A 16,786-nucleotide genomic window follows, 5' to 3' on the forward strand; every position below is an offset into this window, starting at 1 on the left:
GAAAATGCTGGCCTGAATGGATCAGACCAGCATAATATTATAAGGTGCTTACTATTAGTGAGCGAACTGATAAATAATGATAATAGCTATAATAATACTGATTATCAGGCCGACAATTTTCATCCAGCTATATGGACGATCACCGGTTACTTCACCTGTGCATGCATTCACCACAAAATGATAGAGCCTGCCATTGTAGCGATAGGCACTGATCCAAACGGGCAGTAACAGGTATTTTAACCCCAGGTTATTGTACGCTACGCCATAACGATCTATTTGTTGTTCATCACCACCAATGTCACTGCAAATCGTTTCGCGAATAACAGGATCCATCCTTTTTTTAGCAACCACCAGGGCTTGTTCCGCATTGGTTTGATATAACTCTGCCCGGAAGCCACTGAGATAGCGGCCATCATATTTTTTCAACTGATCCAGCAACCAGGGCTCCAGGATCTCTGCCATTTTTAGTGGCAGGGAAGGACTGGCAGATACCAGCATGTCACGGAAGTTATTGTCTACAACACCGGAAGTATTATACCAGGCGGTATGACGTACCTCGCGGGTACGCGTTTCCGTTTCACCATCTACTTCTACCGTATAGGTTTCAGTGGTATAATAATATTCTCCACGCTGACCGCTGTATTGGGTGTTAGTATCTGTATCATAGCTCCAGTGAGGGATGTATATCCCTTTCAGTTGTTGGGAGGAACTATCTTTAACTCTTTTTACGAGGTCTGATGGTGCAAACCAGAGCTTGCTCATCCAGGTACGAAAGTACTGCAAAGCTTCGCTGTCCTTCACTGCAAAAGGCAATACATAATGTGGTTGCAGGATCGCTGTAGTTTGCGCGGTATCAATAACAAGCGGCGACGCGCAAAAAGGACAGGCATCTGCTGTAACGTTGGGCAGCATAGTGGTAGAAGCCCCGCAGCTAACACATTTCACTACTACCGCTTCCTGTGTGAGTTGTGTATTATGCTGTTGATCGGCAATAAAAGTATCGTAGTCAAAAGCATGAATGGCCGTTGGCACAGTAGTATCTTCTATCACATTTACAGTACCGCAATACTCGCATTTCAGGCTATTGGTACCAGGCGCGTAATGCAGTATGGAACCGCAGTTCTGACATTTTAATGAGTTGACCGTCTCACTTGTTTTCTCCTCAAAAGACATAGGAATATTTTGGGATTTACAAATTCAGAGATGTGCGGATTTGAATTTATATCCGTTCATCTCTGAATTAATCAATCAAAAATTATTAAGGTAATGGTGGTGGTACAGTAGCTAAAACAGGCGCCAGATCAGGAACAGTAGCTGCAGCTGACCACGCGGCCATGCCAGATTTCCATACCAGTGATTGTGCATTTAAGCTGCCTGCAGCAGCCAGTTGACGCAGCTGATCCATGTCAAACGGGCCGGCTTGTTTGCCTTCTACTGCTACAAAATAGGCTGCAGCAGCGGGTAATGGCGGAGGTGCTCCACCTCCCGCGTTTGCCTGATTATTAGGATTTACCTGGTTATTCTGAAAAACATTACCTACCTGTCCCATCATAGCTGCGCCCATGCCGGCACCCAGACCAGCAGCGGCCAATCCTCCACCGGATGGATTTTCAGCGGCTTTCTCCATTGCGTTGGCAGCCTGAAACTGTGCATACGAGCCGAGGTTGCCCACAATGCCCATGCTGCTGCGTTTGTCCAGTGCCTCTTCTACTTCAGGAGGTAAAGAAATATTTTCGATGAGGAACTTGGTCAGATCCAGTCCCAGCTCATTAAATTCCGATCCTATTTTACCCGTAATATGAGTTGATACTTCTTCATAATTTGCGGCGAGATCTAATACCGGTATTTTTGCTTCTGCAATAGCTTCCATACCGCGTGATACGGCCAGGTTGCGCAGTTGTTCGTTGATACCATCTACTGTAAATTCCGGGTTGGTAGCAGCCACTTCCTTTAAGAACTGAGCTGCATCTTTCACACGGAAAGCATAGCTACCAAATGCACGCAGGCGTAATGGCCCGAATTCAGCATCCCGCAGCATCACCGGATTTTTAGTTCCCCATTTCTGGTTGGTGAACTGGCGCGTGCTCACAAAAAACACATCTGCTTTGAATGGGCTGTTAAAGCCATATTTCCATCCCTGCAGGGTGGTCATTATAGGCATATTCTGCGTAGTAAGGGTATACATGCCGGGTTGAAATACATCGGCAATCTTACCTTCATTCATAAAAACAGCTACCTGCGATTCACGGACAGTGAGCTTGGCATTCATTTTTATTTCATTCTGGTAACGGGGAAACTTCCACACAATCGTATCTGTGGAGGCGTCCGTCCACTCAATAATGTCAATAAATTCATTCCTGAGTTTATCAAAAATTCCCATAGTAACAGGTTTTATAGTCTGTCAAATTTAGAGAATTATTTATTCGAAATGATGATAATGAAAAGTTATAATTTTCTACAACCTTACTTCACTGCACCTTTCAGCCAGTTTTCCAGTAACCCGGGCCATACATCTGCCGCCGGGTTGCCGGCACGTAAACCATAGCCATGGCCGCCTTTCGCATAAAAATGCAACTCTACCGGAACCCTGGCATCGCGCAGAGCGCCCGCCATTACCAGGGCACTGTTGCCATAAGAATCGTCGGCCGTAGCAAAGAGGAACATAGGTGGTGTATTCTTATCTACCTGCAATTCCGGCGTCAGTTTCCTGTTCTCTCCCTTATCCAGGTAGGCGGGATAAACAAGGATACCAAAAGCCGGACGGGCAGACAAACTATCCGCTTTGTCTATTGCCGTATAGGTGTTCACGTTATATTGTGTAGCTGCTCTTGCTGTGAGACTGGCACCAGCTGAAAAGCCCATCAGCCCAATCTTTTCCGGCTGTAGCTTCCATTCTGCTGCACGGCTGCGCACCATGCGGATAGCCCGTTGCGCATCCTGCAGCGCACCCGCTTCTTTCTTTGGCACCCGGTATTGTAATACAAATACGGTATAGCCCAGTTTATTCAGCCAGGTAGCAATTTCATAGCCCTCCAGGTTAATGGCTAATATGCTGTATCCGCCACCGGGACAAACAATAACGCCCGCACCTGTATTATTTTTTGCAGGAGCTGGAAATACTTCTATAACAGGATCTGTTACATCTGTGAGTCGTTTTACATTATTGCTGCCGTCTGCTGTTACGCTGGCAGCCTGTTTGGCGGCGGTTTCGCCAGGTACTGCACCTGGCCACAGATGAATGACCTGTTGTTGCGCGTATATGGAGGTACTCAATCCAAGCATCATTAATAAAATACAACATTGTTTCATAACGGGAAATTAAGCGTATTAGGAGAAGGCCTTCGGCCTTTATTTCACGCATTGCAGCCATGCTTCTGCCATCAGCTGGGCACCTGCTACACTGGGGTGTACACCGTCGCCGGTCCAATAGGCAGCAGGAGCCGACTTTTGGGCCTTATCAAAAACAGCCTGATATGGAATAAAGATGGCGTTGTATTTAGCTGCTATTTCGCGGGCAGCTGCACGATATTCATCGAAGGCGGGATACCATTTTTCATCTACCGCTTTCACACCGGTAACAGCAAAGGGTTCACCGATGATGAACTTAACATCCGGTAACTGTTGTTGGGTGCGGGCCAGCAACTTATCGTAGTCCTCTTTATATGTTTTAACAGTACCGTTATAGTTGTGAGATAAAGTATGCCAATAATCGTTTACCCCTACCAATATGCTGAGTACATCAGGCTTCAGCGCCAGGCAATCTGCATCCCAACGTTCTGCCAGCTGGTATACTTTGTTGCCGCTGATACCTTTGTTATAGATCTTCAGGTTTTTATCTGCATTTTTGAGCAACAGATCCGATGCCGCCATGAGTGCGTAACCGCCGCCTAAAGCAGCTCCGTTGTTGGCTGCGTCTATATCACGTTTACGGCCCGCATCTGTAATGGAATCGCCCTGAAACAGCACGATGCTTTCTTTTTTCAGCACAATCTTTTTTGTTTTATCTGTTGCCACCGCAGCAGATACGATATTTGGAATGCTGATGGCAGCAAGACTTCCCAGGGATACATTCCTCAGAAAATTACGACGGTTAGATTGATCCATAACGAATTTTAAATTAGATGACGATGGCGGGCGTGTTCCGCAACGAGCTTTAAAATATAAAAAAGAATTCATTTTTTATATTTTAAAGCGTCCGGGTCTGCACTTATTATACAAATGCACTGAACCCGGTAATAGCGCGTCCTACTATCAGCGAGTTAATTTCTTTGGTGCCCTCATAGGAGTAAAGCGCTTCTGCATCTGCTACAAAGCGGGCTACATTATATTCCAGCAAAATACCGTTGCCGCCCATTACTTCACGGGCGCGGCTTACCACATCCCGGGTACGGAGTGTACAGAATACTTTTGCCAGCGAAGCATGTTCATCTTTCAGGGCGCCTTCGTCCTGCAGTTCTGATAAACGGTATACCATTGTTTGCATAGCAGTGAGGTTGGATAACATCTCTACCAGGTGGCCCTGTATTAACTGAAACGCAGCAATAGGTTTTCCGAACTGTTTACGGGTAAGGGTATACGCTAATGCATTTTCATAGGCGCCACGTGCGCAGCCTACCGCTTCCCACGCCACGCCTGCGCGGGTCATACGGAGTACACGTGCTGTATCTTTAAAGGAGTTGGCATGTTGCAAACGATCTGATTCTGCAATATGGCAATCAGTGAGCGTAATTAATCCATTCTGCACAATGCGCAGGGCCATTTTATCATGAATTTTTTCCACGCTGAAGCCGGGTGTACCTTTTCTCAGCAGGAAACCCTTTACCTGGTTATCGTCTACATCCTTTGCCCAGATGACGATTACATCCGCGAAGGTGGCATTACCGATCCATTTTTTTTGGCCATTCAGTATCCAGGTATCACCATTACGTTTAGCCGTAGTAGTTAATCCGCCGGCAGTGGCTGATCCTACTTCCGGTTCCGTGAGTCCGAATGCTCCGATGATGTTGAGTTGCTGCATACCGGGCAGCCATTCATCTTTTTGTGCTGCTGAGCCCAGCTGGTAAACAGACCCCATTGCCAGCCCGCTCTGCACATCAAAGAAGGTAGCTACAGAAGCATCTATCCTGGCCATTTCCATGGCAATGATACCTTCCATCAGGTAAGACCGGTTAGGGCAACCATATCCATCGTAGGTAACGCCGCAGATATTCAGTTCCCTGAATTTGGCGATGATCTCAAAAGGAAATTCAGCTTTCAGCCAATATTCATTTACGATCGGTTTAATTTCTTTCTCCATAAATGCCCGCACTTTCAGCTGTAATGCTCTGTCATCTGCATTCAGCTTCTCTCCCAGGTCGTAAAAGTCGCCATTAACCGGTGGTAATTCTTTTTTACTTCCGTAGCTGCTCAACATCTTCATCAAACCTTTTAACTGGGTGTCATCCATATGCGCTACTGATTCCATGACCTTTGGAAGGTCTACTTTTTCGGAGAGTTGGGCGAGCATTTTAAAATCAATACGCTTCAGCAGATGGTACGCGTTTCTTAGTTTTGTGAGAGGTCCGGACATAATATCTGGGTTTTATATAAAAATAACCAAGATTAGACAGATTAAAGTCTGAACTGTGATTTTTATGATTGGTGTGATGAGCGAAGATTGTCTGAACTGTGATTTTTATGATTAGGGTGATTATCCTGATGAGCGGATATTTTAGCGGGTATTGTCTGAACTATGATTTTTATGATTAGTATGATTATCCTGATTAGCGAAGATCTCAGCGGGTATTGTCTGAACCAGGATTTTTAGGATTGAATGGATTACCCTGATGGGTGCCGAAGATCTTAGCGGAGATATTCGCTTATATCTTCCAAACAAAACAACATAACGCCCATCATGGTAATCCATTCAATCCTAAAAATCCTGGTTCAGACAATACCCGCTGAGCTCTTCGCTAATCAGGATAATCATACTAATCATAAAAATCATAGTTCAGACAATCTTCGCTCATCAGGCTCATCATACTAATCATAAAAATCACAGTTCAGACAATACCCGCTAAAATCTTCAACACCCACCATTGTATTCCAATTTGATCCAATATGGGTGCAGGCAGGAATGTTTTATGTGCAAAAGTCTGAATTACAGAACATCACAATGGGTTGCAATAACTGCCTGAAAAGCACTATGAATGGCAAAAATTGTGGAGATGACAAAAAAAGGTTGCATAAATAATTATGCAACCATGGTATTAAAAACACAACTAAAAAAAACTTCAGTACGGCATATAGGTCAGACTGTGTATATTAATGATAACGCGAAATGCTTTTATACCCTCTATACGCATGAGAATAAAAAATTACCTATTTTAGCAGCGATCATTTCAAATTTTAAACATCGTGAAGGTTAAATGATTAAATCACCTTCTTATCAGGCATACAACGAGTTGTTTCATACGCAGTATAGTGATTTGTGTAACTATGCTTATAGTTTTCTGAAAGATGATGCAGCAGCTGAGGATGTAGTGCAGGAAACCTTTATTAAGCTTTGGCAAAAGCATCAGGACCTTATTGGTATTCCAAATATAAAAGCATATTTATTCCGTGCTGTTCGTAATAATTCTATATCTGCTTTGCGAAAACTTAGCACAGAAGAAGCGGGCAACAAAGGTTATGAATGGGTAGCAGATACCAGTGAAGAGCCCGATGCGCAGGAGCAGAAAAATGCCAGGCCTTATTATGATCAGCTGATTTATGAAGCCATTGCCAATTTACCACCCCAGTGCAGGGAGGTATTTAACTGTTGCCGCGTACAGGGAATGACACATCAGCAAACTGCAATAAAGCTTGGATTGTCTGCCAAAACCGTTGAAAACTATATGGGACGGGCGCTGAAGCTATTAAGAAAGTACCTGGAAAAATATGGATTACCCATAAGTATCTTTTTTTTATTAAAAATATTATTGCCCTGATAGAGGGCTAACGTACCCATGTGCGTTATAAGGAAGAGCACTCAAGTTATTATGGAGCATTTAGATACCTACATTTATGAATTGATAGCCAAAAAGCTATCGGATCAATGTAACGAAGCAGAATCTGCTACGCTACAGCAATGGCTGGATGCCTCCGCTGACAACCAGGCAGAATACGCAATCTTAACGCAGCTATGGCAGGATTCACCCCGTGCAATTACCCCGAAAAGGGAATATAATACTGCGGCAGCCTGGCAAAAAACCAATAAAACATTACAACCCGCTACCGGCAAAATAAGGGCTATTGGCCTTAAATACGCTGCGGCGGCGGCTATACTGGTACTCCTGACAACCGGCGCCTGGTGGTTAGCCAGCCGTCCTTCTTTGAAAGAGCAAGAACTTGTAGCCAACGATGGCAAAATAAAAAGCTTTGAACTACCGGATAAATCTATTGTAACCCTTCGGCAGGGTGCACGTATCAAATATATTAACGGCTATCACAATGATCAGCGTGTTGTAGAACTGGAAGGGGAAGCCTTTTTTGAAATAGCCAATGATCCTGCACATCCTTTTTTAGTAAAAACACCGAACCAGTCTGTTATTGAAGTACTCGGTACTTCCTTTACCGTGCAAACAGGAAAAGACAGCACTACCGTGATTGTAGCCTCCGGAAAAGTTAAACTGGGTGCTAAAGACGATCCGTCTGCTGTAATACTTGCCAGTGGTGAAAAAGGGATATGGGGAAATGGCCAGGTATCTGCCAAACACAATGATGACCCCAACTTTATTGCCTGGAAAACCGGCATTTTGCAATTTAATGACCAATCATTACTTGAAATATTGCCACAATTAGCCGACTTTTACGCGAAAGATATCAGGATTGATGATTCATACCGGGAAACTGCCTCGCAGCAAAAAGCTACGATCACCTTCCGGAATCAGTCCTGTGATGATGTTTTGCATGAATTACAACTATTGCTTGGTTTCCACTACAAACAAGAAGGCGATACCGTCGTCATCAGCCAGTAGCTTAGTAAATCGATTATTACTGTACGTCTTCAGCTTTATCCTGCTATTATTGCCGGCACTGTCACTGCGCGCACAAAGCAGTACAGACGACCCCTTACAGCAGTCTTACACTCCTCCGGCCAAACAGGGCACTATTCTCTTTTATATCCAGGACATACAACGGAAAACGGGTATTAATATCTCTTACAGTTCCAACTTCCTGCACCTGAATAAAAAAGTACAGCTCAATGGCACGGAACATACCACCGGCGCGGTATTTAGCACTATACTGCAAGGTACCGGCATTCAGACAGCCGCATTGAACGGTAAAATATTTCTGCTACGCGAAAACTCTCAAATCCAATACTATACCATCAGCGGCTTTGTAAAAGAAGCCGGCAGTAACGAACTTATCATCGGCGCATCTATTTATGACCCGATAACCCGTAAAGGTACCGTGAGCAATGCCTATGGGTTTTATAGCTTACAAGTACCTGATAGCTGTACCAGTGTTGTGTTTTCACATGTCGGCTATGAAACGGTGCTGCAGCATTTACCCCCACCGGACGAAGGACAGCTGGACATCCATATGGAGATCCGGAATATCCTGCAAACAGTAGTGGTAAATGGTGAAAAAGAGGCCGGTACTTCACAGCCGGGATATATCAACATGCCGGTAGGATACGTATCCAGTTTCCCGGCATTGCTGGGAGAAAAAGATGTATTAAAATCATTACAACTGTACCCGGGTGCCAGTAGTTCACTCGAAAGCAGCAGTAACCTGTTGATCAGAGGTGGCGGGTCCGATCAGAACCTGTACCTCCTGGATGGGGTACCACTATATCATACCGGTCATCTCTTCGGACTATTTTCTATTTTTAACGGAGATGCTGTAAAAGATGTGTCTTTATACAAAGATGCCTTCCCGGCACGCTATGGTGGCCGTTTATCATCTGTCGTGGATATTCGTACCAAAGATGGCAATATGAAGGAATGGCATGGCAGCACCACCGTAAGCCCGGTATCTGCCAGCATTTTACTGGAAGGACCTATTGTAAAAGATAAAAGCTCTGTATCCCTATCCGTTCGCAGATCCCTCGTGGACGCGCTATACGGCCGTGAATGGCTCAAAGATTATGGCAAGTATTACCTCTATGATGTAAACTTCAAACTAAACCAGATCATCAATAATAGAAACAGGATCTACGTTAGTTTTTACAAGGGACAGGATAAAATGTTTATCAGGAGTGAAAATCCGGTGATCCAGCTATTCGATGACTATTCTTTTAACTGGAGTAATATAACCGCCGCCCTGAAGTGGACACGGGTAATCAACCCTCGTATATTTTCCAATACCACAGCCACTTATAGTCGTTTTTACAATGTCTTCTCCCAAAATTCTATTATTCCCCTCTCCTTCAATGACTCACTGTTTGTGAAGGGTAAAGGTTTTTCCAGGGTGAGAGATATTGCTGTAAGAAATGAAACAGAATATGCGATCAGCAATGCGCAGCATTTATCGTTTGGCGGTGGTTATACCTATCATAACTTTGCACCTACGGCCTACAGTACCAATATTTCTGCCGGCGAAGCTACCAAGCGACAGTCACCCCGTTATTATATGTCTGAGGTAACAGCTTATGCAGAAGATGAACTCAGTTTACTGAATGACCGGCTGATCATCAGGCCCGGTTTGCATTTCGGAGCACTGGTACAAAGCAGTTCATTTTATGCCAGTGCACAGCCACGCCTCATGATGCGCTGGCAACTGCCCCATTCGCAATTTATACAGGCTTCCTTTTCTAAAATGACCCAGTTTGTGCACCAACTGACCACCCCTGTTATCAATCTGCCTACAGACCTATGGGTGCCCAGTACCAGTAATATTAAGCCTGAACACGCATTTTCATATAGTCTGGCTTACCAGAAGCAATGGGGAAGCCAATGGCGCTTCAATACAAACCTATACTATAAACGATTAAAGGATATTGTTACCACCAATACGGTGCTGAATATTTTTGATAACTCAGACCTCTGGGAGAAAAAAGTAATTGCCGGCAATGGCTATAATTATGGTAGTGAACTACTGGTAGAAAAAACACAAGGTAAGCTGACGGGCATTTTCTCGTATACCTTATCATGGGCCTGGCGACAGTTTGATCGCATAAACGGCGGAAAAATGTACCCCTATAAAGAAGACCGGCGGCATAATCTTTCGTTGGCACTGAAGTACAGGATCAAGCCGAACTGGAATGTATCTGCCTCCTGGAAATTTGCTTCCGGCGCACCTTTTACGTTGCCGGCACAAATATTTCCTGACTTCGACTGGGGTCGTAATATCCAGGGATACCTGGATGAACGTTATTCCCCTTTCTCCAACAGCCAGGTTAATTATTTACCCTACATTGCCAGGCTTAATAATTACCGGCTGCATGCAGTTCATCACCTGGATTTGGGCACCACTGTATACCTGGGCTATAAACGGCGCTTTCAGCATGTAATCACTGCAGGGGTATACAATATATACAACCGTAGTAATCCTTTTATTGTAAGCTTTGATCAGTTTTCCTTCTTCAATTTCAACGAAATATATCCGTTACAGTTATATCAATATAGCATATTCAGAACGTTACCATATCTCAGTTATACTTTCAAATTTTAATAATGAAGTATCTGTTTAAATTATTGCCTGTTATGTGTGCGGTTGTTCTTATGGGATGTGAACAGCAATTACCGGTACCGCCTAATAGTGCCAAGCCCAGAACCGTAGTATATAGTGAGCTGATAGCCGGTAGTCAGGCAGAAGTGCGCGTCGGTAAAAGTAAACCGGTAGCCCCGGGTGTTGACAATCAATTTGACCTCGTAGAAAATGCGACAGTCCAATTGATGGATAAAAACGGGCAAATTCTGGAAACTTTAAGCTACGTACGGGATCCCAGCAACGCGATGAGCGTTTACAAAGGCAAGCTGATACTCGAATCTGCTAAAAATTATAAAGTACAGGTGTTGGTACCGGAAATGAAACCCGTTACAGCTATGGCCTCGATTCCGCCCCCATTCAAAGTGGAGCTGACTGACACGCTCCGTACCCTCCTCAATGGCAGGCCGGTATTGCGTTTTCATTTTGACATATCTCCTTTACCAGGTGTGCGTCAATACCTGGTGATGGAGGCACTGAAACAAAGTGTGTCTTTAGATACCTTCTTTACCTACCATGGGGTGCGTTATCACAAAGCTGAACACAGTGATCTCTACGATCAGGTGAAAAATGATCCTAGTGTTACTATCAGCAAAGACAGCATCTTCCTGAATGATTATCTCCGCATCCCCTGTTATACACAGGATGAAAATGCAGATAATAACCAGATAGGCGGATTGAATGAAAATTACAACAGCATCCTGTTTACACAAATGGGCAGACCCTTATCTACTAATTTTTACATCAATGCCACTGCGCTGATCTCCAGTCCTGCGGAAGCAATTGCACCCGTTGGACGTGTATTGGTTTACGTTAAATCTGTTTCCAAAGAATATTATGATTTCCTGCTCACTTATGAAAAAGTGAAACGCAACCCGGGACTTAATAGTCTTATACAAGCCATTCAGCTGAGAAGCAATACAACGGGAGGTTTGGGGGTTGTAGGCGGGTGTTACGAGAAGGTGTATTATTTGTATTACGATACATTGTAGTGGTTGTCTTTCTCAGGATTAGACTGATTATGCTGATTACACTGATTTTATTTTTTTGATTATAAGAGATTAAAAAAGATTAGCGAAGATTAGAGCGGGTATTATTCGCTTTGATCTTCGCTAATCTTTTTATAATCAAAAAAATAAAATCAGTGTAATCAGCATAATCAGTCTAATCCTGAGAAAGACAATCATTTCACTTCATACACATTATCCGCCTTATTTATATCCGCTACCCAGGTACTACCCAGTGTAACTTTTTTTATTTTTTTGGGAGATGGAAACGCGAGTGATAATGTTTTGTTCCCCTTTTCCCAGCAGGCAATGCTCTTGTGTATTTTGAAAGTACTGTTATCATCAAAAAGAATGGTAACGTCTACTGGCACAGGTTTGGTACCTTTGGAGATGATATCTACCTTCCCTTGTTTTCCATTTTGTGTTACCTGGGCGATACCCAGATCGGGATAGCCGTTATCAAAGAACCAGCTTTTCCAGAACCAATCCATGTTTTTACCGGAGGCTGTATTCATGCAGTAAAAGAAGTCGTATGGTTGCGGATGTTTACCGTTCCATTGCGCCATATAATAGTGCAGGGCTTTGAGGAACAAGCTATCTCCCAACATATCTTTCACGTACAGGTAACCCAATGCCGGCTTGGGATAAGAGTTAGTCATGTAAGCTTCTGTAATTTGGTTGGAAGGTGTCATGATAGGCAGGTCCTGTAATTTGCCGGCGATAGTGTTATAGGGTAGCATGCCATAATCATCTACAATAACACTGTCTATCAGTGGCGAAATAATCCATTCTCCGATTGTGGCCCAACCTTCATCCATCCAGGCATACATGGTTTCATTGGTACCCATGTAAAAAGGAAACAGGGTATGAAATACTTCATGGTCCGTCAGCTCAATTGCCTGTGCCTTATCCGCCAGGGGATTATCGTTTACCATCATTGGATATTCCATTTGATCCAGTCCGTCAAAAACGGTTTCATGGTTGTAAGGGAACGGCCATTTAGGAAAATAGTGACTCATTTTATCAACTGTGATGCGGGCATAGCGTACCACGTCGAAGAAGTCGGCATGTGCTGCATTGAACGCTACATCTACGCGGGTGCGTCTTTTGGTGGCAGCATCTACTTCCACGCTGGTAGCATTCCACATATAATGGTTGCTGCATGCAAAAGCAAAATCTGTGACGTTGGCGGCTTCAAAGCGCCAGGTATTGGTCGCATTATTTTTGGTGATGTTGCCGGCACGAATATCTGTGCTATCTATCACAGTAATGATGTCGTTACTTTTTTCAGCAGCAGCAATGCGTTGCAGATACTTGTCGTTGTACACTTCTGCGGTATTCTTCAAATCGCCGGTGGCCCATACCTGGTAATTACCGGGTACGGTGATGGCTACACGAAAGTTGCTGAAGTCGTTGTAAAACTCCTGCGCACCGGTATAGGGAATACGATCCCACCCATTGATATCATCATACACCGCAATACGGGGGAAAAAGTAAGCCATAAAATACGCGCCGGTATCAATAGAACCGGTACGGATATGGGTATTTTCATTGAGGATGTACGAGAAATTGAGATCAATATGCATACTGTCGCCGGGATACAACTCCGGCACCGACAATGGCATGTTGGTACCCATGATACGTGGTGGCAGCACCTTTTCAGTACCATTGACCCGCAGGTTTTTAATGGCTACCCCATCGTTGAGATCATCAGCACTGATAGTCATGCTTCTGATAGTCTCTTTTTGAAACAGGTTAGGGAACAACTTAAAGTTAACATCCCGTAAAGTGTCCGGACTATTGTTAACATACACAATCTGCTCTGCCCCGGAAACCTTGTTGGTAACAGGATCAAAGGCCACCTGTATATCATAACCAGCTTTGTTTTGCCAGTATTTATTACCAGGTGCGCCACTGTAAGCGCGGCTGTTTTTATCATATGCCTTTTTTATATTGACAGGCATATACAATGTTGTTTGCTGTGCGAATACCTGCTGCAAACCTATAAGCAGCAATAAACATAAAATACCGGATCTCTTCATAAACAAATAAAAAGCGCGTCCGTTAACGGGTACGCATAAACGAACAAAAGGTAAAATGTTGAGTTGTATTGAATGGTGTGGTGTGTACTACTGCTGCACAATTCATTTTTTCAAATCCATGTTGCCATGTTATGGCCAGGGAATCTCCGCTATAGCGTTGCACGGGCAGACCGCTGCATTTTTCAGGGCCCTGCAAGGAAAATGTGCCGATCACCGCATAACCACCCGGAGCAACCGCCTTGCGCGCTGCTGCAAGGTAGTGTTCCTGTGCTGCTGTTGTTGTTAAAAAATGGAAAGTGGCGCGGTCATGCCATAGCCCGTAGTTATGTTCCGGTGTAAAATCATTGATGTCGGCAACGATCCATTTCACTTTTCCGGCTGCGGCTCCCAGTCGCTGTTGTGCCTTTTCAATTGCTTTCTCTGAAATATCCAGCACTGTAATATCGGTGTATCCTGCTGCCAGCAGATGGTCTACCAGTTTACTATCACCACCGCCAATATCTAAAATAGCCGTGTCTGATGGTAGCTGCAGGCTTTGAATGAAATGCAATGACGTTTCCGGTATTTCCTGCGTCCAGCTCATTTCATTGGGTTGTTTGTTAGTATAGACTGTTTCCCAATGTGTTTTTCTATCCTTTTCTTCCATAGCATTCCCTGTTTACATGAAAGTATCAAATGTAGGAAATTACTGTGGAATATGTGTAGAGTCAGGCGGCAGGACGGTTGCCTTTGCACTGTCAACTATCACGTGTATGCTGTCTTTACGTGTAGCAGTACTATCGCCGGCTTTCTGGGGAAGGGGAATTGTTCGGGCAGTATTATGCCTTTTTGGGGTATAGGTAGAAACGTTGCCATTCCTTTCCATGTCCTTCATCGTTTTTTTATCAAACAGGTATTTGGGATGTTTCTCTGGTCGCAGGCCTCTGTCAAATTCTGCTTCCGCACCCATAGCGGGAGCCTGATATATTTTTTGAGAGGAATGGCAAGCCAGTAGCAGACTGCAGGCTGTTAACACCACGTATTTCATGCAAATGATGAATGAAGGTGAGTATAGATACGGGGATGAGGGGGGACAAAGTTTAAAACGATGGAATGGCCTCTTTTATTATCAATGCAGCCCGTGGTGATTTTGAAATTAAACGCCGCTGTATTAAATTTAACGTAAATTCATTGTAAGTCATATCCTTATTTTCTAATATTTTATATCTTTAACTAACTATTTCAATATCCCGATGGAAGCCCTCCTCCGGGGAGAACCGCGACCACATTCGTTATTATCAACAAAGCACTATGAAAGTATCTACAACCAGCTTCCCAAGCGTTTTTGAAACGGCATTCGGGAACACAGAAAATTCCAGTAAGGATTTGCTGAACGGACTAAAAATTAAAAAAGATGATGCCTGGTATCTCGTTGGCAATCTGGCCAAAAGAGGTGGGATTAATCCTGGCAGGGTGACCAATGCCTCTCCAACAGAAGAAGATTATGAAATCCTTTTTAAAGCTGCACTGTTAAACACCATCGATAAGGTACAGCAACCTATTGCGCTGACCATGGGTTTTCCTTTTTCTACCTACAATATCTACAAAACTGCAGCAGAGCAATTTTTAAGCAAACGACATTTCCTCATTGATTACGATACACAAACCTACAATACCAAAGGTTCTTTTAAAAAGGCCATGTTTGATATTGAGAAGTACGAAGTGATTCCGGAAATTGTGGGTGGTATTATTGGTTTGAAGAAAACCATCAACGAGCCGCAATTAGATAATTTTATTGCTATCAGTTTCGGTTTTGGTACCATAGAAGGCGGCATGGCCACCGGCGATGGTTTGATACACCGAACCTGCTTCAGTTCTCATGGTATCCGTTATGCTATCAATAACCTTACCCGTGAGCTGAACCAGAAACATTACCTGGAAATGAAGAATGAGCACCAGGTAGATGATGCCTTTATGAAAGGATCTATCTTTACCAACCGCAAGCGCATTGATTTGCGCGATATGCGCAAAGGTGTGCTCACACAGTATTACAAGGAAGTAGTATCTCCGCTGATGCGTAGTTACTTTACTGATCTGGATTTTGAAACCTGTGAAAAGATCTACCTGATGGGTGGCGGCGCACACTACCGTGAGCTGACAGACGCCTTTGTAGAAGAATTCCGTGATTTCCTTCCGGTAGAAGTAGCACCGGAACCAGAAAAACTCATGAGTATTGGTTATCTCTATAATTCATTGCGGATTTCTGATAACAAGCCGCAAAGAAGTGTAGGGCTGGATCTTGGTAACGCCAGTTCTATCATATCCACTTTTGAAGAGGAGATATCACATACTATTCATCAGAACCCGAATCCCAATCCCTTAACCCTATAATTTGTTCATGTGATCAATGTCAGACATTTTTTCCGAAATATAATTGTTCCCGGTGCTTTTCGTATTCCAAAAGCTGTATCCGTGAACGGCAGTATTGATGCCTCTATATCCGGTCGTATAGACGGTAACGTGAGAGGAGATGTAAAAACTACCGGTAAGCTGGTAGTTAGTGAAAATGCAAGTATACGTGGCCATATATACGCCACCGATCTGGTAGTGCATGGAAAAGTGTTTGGTGATGTGTACATCAGCAATAAAGCACATATCAGCAACAAAGCCTTTGTGAAAGGCGATGTAAACGCGATGGTACTTGAAATAGAAGAAGGTGCTGTGGTAGAAGGAGCTATCCGTAAAAATGTGCAGGTTGTACAAAAGGCGGAAACGCTTGCTGAAACAGCAGAGAGGGAACCTAGCTCCACTCCTGCCGCTATTGCTCCTGATGAAGAGGAGCAATCGACCAGCTGGTTTTAGTCTTTCTCCCGATTAAACTGATTATACTGATTACCCTGATTTTATTTTTTTGATTATAAAAAGATTAGCGAAGATCAAAGCGAATAATACCCGCTCTAATCTTCGCTAATCTTTTTTAATCTCTTATAATCATTGTTGTCCGGGAAAACTATAATTTAAAGAGCAAAAAAAGGGCAGTTCAATAGAACCGCCCTAATTAGTTATGTTTGAGTTACCACACAA

At 43.8% G+C, this 16,786-nt stretch carries 15 protein-coding genes; 7 read left to right on the top strand and 8 right to left on the bottom strand.

Annotated elements, in window-relative coordinates; all coding sequences use genetic code 11:
- Positions 1 to 54 precede the first annotated feature (54 nt).
- The 5 genes from CLV51_RS28295 to CLV51_RS28315 all read right to left on the bottom strand — a co-directional run bounded on the left by CLV51_RS28295 (position 55) and on the right by CLV51_RS28315 (position 5,569).
- The gene (locus CLV51_RS28295) at positions 55 to 1,173 is read right to left on the bottom strand and encodes a zinc finger domain-containing protein (RefSeq protein ID WP_106531482.1); all 1,119 of its coding nucleotides are present in this window, start codon (positions 1,171 to 1,173) and stop codon (positions 55 to 57) included.
- Positions 1,174 to 1,258: 85 nt separating this feature from the next.
- The gene (locus CLV51_RS28300) at positions 1,259 to 2,380 is read right to left on the bottom strand and encodes an SPFH domain-containing protein (RefSeq protein ID WP_106531483.1); all 1,122 of its coding nucleotides are present in this window, start codon (positions 2,378 to 2,380) and stop codon (positions 1,259 to 1,261) included.
- Positions 2,381 to 2,463: 83 nt separating this feature from the next.
- Positions 2,464 to 3,309, bottom strand: a complete 846-nt coding sequence (locus tag CLV51_RS28305; protein WP_106531484.1) for an alpha/beta hydrolase — start codon at positions 3,307 to 3,309, stop codon at positions 2,464 to 2,466.
- 39 nt (positions 3,310 to 3,348) lie between these two features.
- Positions 3,349 to 4,104 carry an SGNH/GDSL hydrolase family protein gene (locus CLV51_RS28310; RefSeq protein WP_106531485.1) on the bottom strand — a complete coding sequence of 252 codons (756 nt, stop codon included), beginning with the start codon at positions 4,102 to 4,104 and terminating at the stop codon, positions 3,349 to 3,351.
- 106 nt (positions 4,105 to 4,210) lie between these two features.
- Complete coding sequence (locus tag CLV51_RS28315; protein ID WP_106531486.1) at positions 4,211 to 5,569, bottom strand: acyl-CoA dehydrogenase family protein; 1,359 nt, start codon at positions 5,567 to 5,569, stop codon at positions 4,211 to 4,213.
- 619 nt (positions 5,570 to 6,188) lie between these two features.
- On the opposite strand from CLV51_RS28315, the gene CLV51_RS28320 reads away from it, so the two are divergent.
- From CLV51_RS28320 to CLV51_RS28340, 5 genes are read left to right on the top strand one after another with little or no spacing between them, the layout of a single operon-like run.
- Positions 6,189 to 6,407, top strand: a complete 219-nt coding sequence (locus CLV51_RS28320) for a hypothetical protein (protein ID WP_146151400.1) — start codon at positions 6,189 to 6,191, stop codon at positions 6,405 to 6,407.
- Entirely contained in the window at positions 6,408 to 6,968 is a 561-nt protein-coding gene (locus CLV51_RS28325) for an RNA polymerase sigma-70 factor (protein WP_106531488.1), read from the top strand.
- Positions 6,969 to 7,019: 51 nt separating this feature from the next.
- Complete coding sequence (locus CLV51_RS28330) at positions 7,020 to 7,997, top strand: FecR family protein (RefSeq protein ID WP_158267182.1); 978 nt, start codon at positions 7,020 to 7,022, stop codon at positions 7,995 to 7,997.
- Positions 7,998 to 8,046: 49 nt separating this feature from the next.
- Positions 8,047 to 10,638, top strand: coding sequence for a TonB-dependent receptor (locus CLV51_RS28335; RefSeq protein WP_158267183.1), 2,592 nt, complete (start codon positions 8,047 to 8,049; stop codon positions 10,636 to 10,638).
- A gap of 2 nt (positions 10,639 to 10,640) precedes the next feature.
- Complete coding sequence (locus CLV51_RS28340; RefSeq protein ID WP_106531491.1) at positions 10,641 to 11,666, top strand: DUF4249 family protein; 1,026 nt, start codon at positions 10,641 to 10,643, stop codon at positions 11,664 to 11,666.
- Positions 11,667 to 11,857: 191 nt separating this feature from the next.
- Here CLV51_RS28340 and CLV51_RS28345 read toward each other — a convergent pair whose 3' ends face one another.
- The 3 genes from CLV51_RS28345 to CLV51_RS28355 form a co-directional block, all read right to left on the bottom strand.
- Complete coding sequence (locus CLV51_RS28345) at positions 11,858 to 13,645, bottom strand: M1 family metallopeptidase (protein WP_245898996.1); 1,788 nt, start codon at positions 13,643 to 13,645, stop codon at positions 11,858 to 11,860.
- A 100-nt stretch (positions 13,646 to 13,745) separates the two neighbouring features.
- Entirely contained in the window at positions 13,746 to 14,369 is a 624-nt protein-coding gene (locus tag CLV51_RS28350) for a class I SAM-dependent methyltransferase (RefSeq protein ID WP_106531493.1), read from the bottom strand.
- A gap of 39 nt (positions 14,370 to 14,408) precedes the next feature.
- Positions 14,409 to 14,750, bottom strand: coding sequence for a hypothetical protein (locus tag CLV51_RS28355; protein ID WP_146151401.1), 342 nt, complete (start codon positions 14,748 to 14,750; stop codon positions 14,409 to 14,411).
- A gap of 263 nt (positions 14,751 to 15,013) precedes the next feature.
- On the opposite strand from CLV51_RS28355, the gene CLV51_RS28360 reads away from it, so the two are divergent.
- The gene (locus CLV51_RS28360) at positions 15,014 to 16,093 is read left to right on the top strand and encodes a ParM/StbA family protein (RefSeq protein ID WP_106531495.1); all 1,080 of its coding nucleotides are present in this window, start codon (positions 15,014 to 15,016) and stop codon (positions 16,091 to 16,093) included.
- Between the two features lie 9 nt (positions 16,094 to 16,102).
- Positions 16,103 to 16,564 carry a bactofilin family protein gene (locus CLV51_RS28365; protein ID WP_106531496.1) on the top strand — a complete coding sequence of 154 codons (462 nt, stop codon included), beginning with the start codon at positions 16,103 to 16,105 and terminating at the stop codon, positions 16,562 to 16,564.
- Positions 16,565 to 16,786: the final 222 nt, after the last annotated feature.

This window comes from Chitinophaga niastensis (assembly GCF_003014755.1).
GTDB classification, from domain to species: Bacteria; Bacteroidota; Bacteroidia; order Chitinophagales; family Chitinophagaceae; genus Chitinophaga; species Chitinophaga niastensis.

Bases quoted from the DNA above. Each gene is read 5' to 3' on its own strand.
- CLV51_RS28295 (WP_106531482.1), bottom strand. From the start codon at position 1,173: ATGTCTTTTGAGGAGAAAACAAGTGAGACGGTCAACTCATTAAAATGT.
- CLV51_RS28300 (WP_106531483.1), bottom strand. From the start codon at position 2,380: ATGGGAATTTTTGATAAACTCAGGAATGAATTTATTGACATTATTGAG.
- CLV51_RS28305 (WP_106531484.1), bottom strand. From the start codon at position 3,309: ATGAAACAATGTTGTATTTTATTAATGATGCTTGGATTGAGTACCTCC.
- CLV51_RS28310 (WP_106531485.1), bottom strand. From the start codon at position 4,104: ATGGATCAATCTAACCGTCGTAATTTTCTGAGGAATGTATCCCTGGGA.
- CLV51_RS28315 (WP_106531486.1), bottom strand. From the start codon at position 5,569: ATGTCCGGACCTCTCACAAAACTAAGAAACGCGTACCATCTGCTGAAG.
- CLV51_RS28320 (WP_146151400.1), top strand. From the start codon at position 6,189: ATGGCAAAAATTGTGGAGATGACAAAAAAAGGTTGCATAAATAATTAT.
- CLV51_RS28325 (WP_106531488.1), top strand. From the start codon at position 6,408: ATGATTAAATCACCTTCTTATCAGGCATACAACGAGTTGTTTCATACG.
- CLV51_RS28330 (WP_158267182.1), top strand. From the start codon at position 7,020: ATGGAGCATTTAGATACCTACATTTATGAATTGATAGCCAAAAAGCTA.
- CLV51_RS28340 (WP_106531491.1), top strand. From the start codon at position 10,641: ATGAAGTATCTGTTTAAATTATTGCCTGTTATGTGTGCGGTTGTTCTT.
- CLV51_RS28345 (WP_245898996.1), bottom strand. From the start codon at position 13,645: ATGCCTGTCAATATAAAAAAGGCATATGATAAAAACAGCCGCGCTTAC.
- CLV51_RS28350 (WP_106531493.1), bottom strand. From the start codon at position 14,369: ATGGAAGAAAAGGATAGAAAAACACATTGGGAAACAGTCTATACTAAC.
- CLV51_RS28355 (WP_146151401.1), bottom strand. From the start codon at position 14,750: ATGAAATACGTGGTGTTAACAGCCTGCAGTCTGCTACTGGCTTGCCAT.
- CLV51_RS28360 (WP_106531495.1), top strand. From the start codon at position 15,014: ATGAAAGTATCTACAACCAGCTTCCCAAGCGTTTTTGAAACGGCATTC.